This window comes from Desulfovibrio sp. ZJ369 (assembly GCF_011039085.1).
Classification (GTDB): domain Bacteria; phylum Desulfobacterota; class Desulfovibrionia; order Desulfovibrionales; family Desulfovibrionaceae; genus Desulfovibrio.
In genome coordinates, this window is the sequence record NZ_JAAKEI010000084.1 from 1 (window position 1) to 3,251 (window position 3,251).

Here is a 3,251-nt window from a genome sequence, read left to right on the forward strand (position 1 = left end):
GGGGCAGCACCTGGCCCATTTTTTCCGCAATGGCCGTGGCCGTGGCCTGCATGGCCGCCGCCTTTTTGTTGCGCAGGTCGTCCAGCGTCTTCTTTTCCGCTTCCAGCGCGGACGCCAGCTCCAACACCGCCGCGCGGTCCTTTTCCAGTTGCGTCTTGAGGCCGGCCGCGCGTTGGAAAAGGCGCTCGTCGGCCCGCAACGCATCCAGCCGTGTCCGAAGTCCGGAAACCCGCTGTTCCATGATTTGCAGTGAGCTATCCATTGACGGCCTCCTGTGCGGTCCGAAGCAATTTGATTTCGCGCTTGAGCACCATCCGCGCGGCGCATCCCTCACACCCGGCCCGCTCCAGCGCGGACAAAACGCGCTCAAGAGCGAGAACTTCCGTGTTCATGGGAGGGGCTTGAACCTGCGCACCATTCTGGCGGGCGCGGGAGGGTTCCTGGCCGGAGAGCGAGAAAGGAAGGGGCGGCTGACGCCGTGCCGCACTGCGCAGCGGCAGTTGCTGGCCGACGCCTGGTCCGGTCGGTTCCCCGGCCCGTTGATCCCTGGCTGCGCAGGCCGCGGCCTCATGCTCCAGGCGCGCCTGTTCCCGCACCATGTCGTCGCGGGCCGTCTGGTATTCCCTCTCGGCCGTGGCGATTTCGGCCTGCACTTCCGGCAGGGAACCGGCGGGCAGCTTGAGTTCCGCGATGGACATTGCAATGCCCTGGCAGGACTGCTCTTTGGCCCTGATGTCGCCTTCGATTTTGGAGATGTGTTCCCTGGCGCGCAGTATGGACGCATTCAGGCCGCGCACGTCACCGGCCGGCGGGAACAGGCGGAACAATTCGTCCACTTTTTTCGCGTCAGAGAGAGCAAGAAAGGCGGACACATCGGCAATGCTCACCCCCCGGCGGTCCAGTTCCACCTCAAACAGATTTTTGGGGACGGATTCTCCGGCGTTGCGGTATTCGCAGCCCACCGCGCCGTTTTTTTTGCGCTTGTACGAGCGTTCCAGAGTTACGCCGTCATCAAATTCCACCCCTACAGTCAGGCTGTCGCCGTTGCCCACGGCCTTGAAGATTTCGGCGTTGGTGCGGGCAATTCCGGTTCCGGGGAGCCCTCCTGTCACCAGCAGGGCCAGCGCGAGGGAACGGGAGCTTTTGCCGCTCCCGACGCGCCCCATGATCAGCGTGCGGAGCGCAAGGGGCTGGTCAAAATCCAATCCCTTGAAGCCCTGAGCAAAAATGCGGGTGATCATCGTGTCCCCCTATCCGGCGTCAAGCATGGCGCTGATGGCGCGGTTGATTTCGGCCGCGTTGCCGGGATTGACCTCCTCATCTCTCAGGCCACAGTCCGCCAGGGCATCCGCGTATTCGGCGGGAAATTCCTCGCGGGCGACCTGGAGATTTTTCCATGCCGCAAGTTCCTCCGCCGTCCAGTCCGGGGCGGGCTCTTCCCGAAGCTGTTCCCTCTCCGGCATGGGCACGGCGGGCTCTTCCATGGGGGGAGACATCACCATTCCCGATTCCTGGCTTTCGTAGCGGTCGGGATTTTCCAGGGGGTCGGCCTCCTCATCCATATCCGCGCCGCGCACTTCGTCGGCGCCACGGGAAATGACAATGGGTTGTTGCGCTTCAGGCAGGGCAACGGGCCTGCCTTCGGTCAGTGCCTCAATAATTTGTGTGGAGGCTGCGTAACGGGCGGTATCAAAGCGGATGAGTCCGCCGTCGCTCGGAGCCCAGCAGACCACCGGCACATCCCAGACGCTGATGGGGCCGTTGGCCTGACCCGGAACCACGGCGATGCCGAAAAGATGCTTGAGGGCATTACGCTGCGCGAAAGTCTGCGCGAACTCCAGGGCCTTTTTCTTACGGTTCAAAACCTGCCCAAGAAAGCTGATGACCTCTTCGTGGGAGATCCTCATCCACAGATTGACGGCTTCATCCACACGATAACAGGCCCAGTCTTCCGCCGGCTTCGGGGCGGGGATGGCGGCGGGCAGGAGCTTGAAAGCGTCCTTTGCCCTCTTGGCCTTGCCCACCATATCGGCCAGGGCATAGGTCGCCGTGTCGAAAATCGTGGTCCGGTCACTGACCATGGGTTGGCCGTTTTCGTTGTAGCGGAAGGCCATGGCGCGGCAATGCACCTCAATGATGGCGCCGTCCGGCCCGCGACGCACATAGGGGTTCTGCTGCTGTATGCCGTCAACGGTGACAGTGGGGGCGTTCATGACAACGGCCCCGGCCGCGTGCGCCAGCATGGAGTAGCCCGGCGCGGATATGACATAGGGCCCCCGGAAAACGGGTTGCGTCAGACCGCCGTTTTCCGCGCTCAGGCGCACCGTGCGTTTGGTAGCCTTGATGCTGCGGCCTTCCGCGTCGGTCAGCACAAAAGCCTCGCCGTTTCCCAGGGCGATGATGTTTTTCTGATGTATCGCCGCCAGGTACCGCCCAAGGACGGCGCCGTCTTCCGGGCAGGCCGCGCGCACACGTTCAAAGGCGGCCTTGGCCTGCGCCTCAAGGGATGGCGCGGGGGCGTTGGTTCCGTTTTGCCGGTTGTTATTCATGTCTGTCTCCTTGCATGTCGCGTGTGAATGTCAGGCTCTGGTCCCGAAGCCATTTGCATCGCGGGCGTTCTTTCATTGTCCCCTCCTTCCGTCCTTGTACGGCGAGCGCGGGGCCGTGGACGCGCCGCTGCGGCGCTGATTGTTCCAGAGGCGGCAGTCCATGCAGAGCGTCATGCCGGGGAGGGCATCACGCTGTTTGCATCGGACGCAGAGCCCGGCGGCGCGCAGGCTGTGGTAGCGCTCGCGCATATAGGCGCTGGCCGTGTCGCGCCGCCGCCGGGCCTCGGCCAGGTGCGCCCGCAGCGAGCGCCGGATACGATCAACAATGTCGCGGTCTGGCCTTCGCATATTCCCTCCCGGCCAATGCCTGCTGCCATTGACGCAACACCTGAGCCATATTGCGGCCTGTAAAAGACTCGCGTGTACCGTCAGGCATGGGCAGCACGCCGATGATGCGGCGGCGTGCGGATCTGAAATGAATCAGTACGGACTCGCCCCGCCTGTCCTCGCATTCGCAGATGCCGTAGCACATGCGTCCTCCTATGCCTGGATGATGCCCGGATGCAGCCGGGCGGAAGCGGTGCGTTCCAACTCCTCCCTGCGGAGCCGGGACAGGCCCGCGATCCGCAGCTTGAGGTGCCGTTCCAGGCTCACATCGTCACGCAGGCCCGCCCACCTGAGCGCGTTGATGAGCCAAAGCTG

General features: G+C 63.7%; 4 protein-coding genes. All 4 read right to left on the reverse strand.

Going from position 1 to position 3,251, the window contains the following annotated elements; all coding sequences use genetic code 11:
• The coding region (locus G7Y51_RS13260) for a hypothetical protein (protein ID WP_165178215.1) at nucleotides 1-262 on the reverse strand (262 nt) is incomplete at its 3' end.
• Nucleotides 255-1,241, reverse strand: coding sequence for a hypothetical protein (locus G7Y51_RS13265; protein ID WP_165178216.1), 987 nt, complete (start codon nucleotides 1,239-1,241; stop codon nucleotides 255-257). The genes G7Y51_RS13260 and G7Y51_RS13265, both read right to left, overlap by 8 nt.
• Before the next feature lie 9 nt (nucleotides 1,242-1,250).
• A complete protein-coding gene (locus G7Y51_RS13270; RefSeq protein ID WP_165178217.1) occupies nucleotides 1,251-2,549 on the reverse strand; it encodes a hypothetical protein in 1,299 nt (432 codons plus the stop codon).
• 72 nt (nucleotides 2,550-2,621) lie between these two features.
• Complete coding sequence (locus G7Y51_RS13275; RefSeq protein ID WP_165178218.1) at nucleotides 2,622-2,897, reverse strand: hypothetical protein; 276 nt, start codon at nucleotides 2,895-2,897, stop codon at nucleotides 2,622-2,624.
• Nucleotides 2,898-3,251: the final 354 nt, after the last annotated feature.

Bases quoted from the DNA above. Each gene is read 5' to 3' on its own strand.
- G7Y51_RS13265 (WP_165178216.1), bottom strand. From the start codon at position 1,241: ATGATCACCCGCATTTTTGCTCAGGGCTTCAAGGGATTGGATTTTGAC.
- G7Y51_RS13270 (WP_165178217.1), bottom strand. From the start codon at position 2,549: ATGAATAACAACCGGCAAAACGGAACCAACGCCCCCGCGCCATCCCTT.
- G7Y51_RS13275 (WP_165178218.1), bottom strand. From the start codon at position 2,897: ATGCGAAGGCCAGACCGCGACATTGTTGATCGTATCCGGCGCTCGCTG.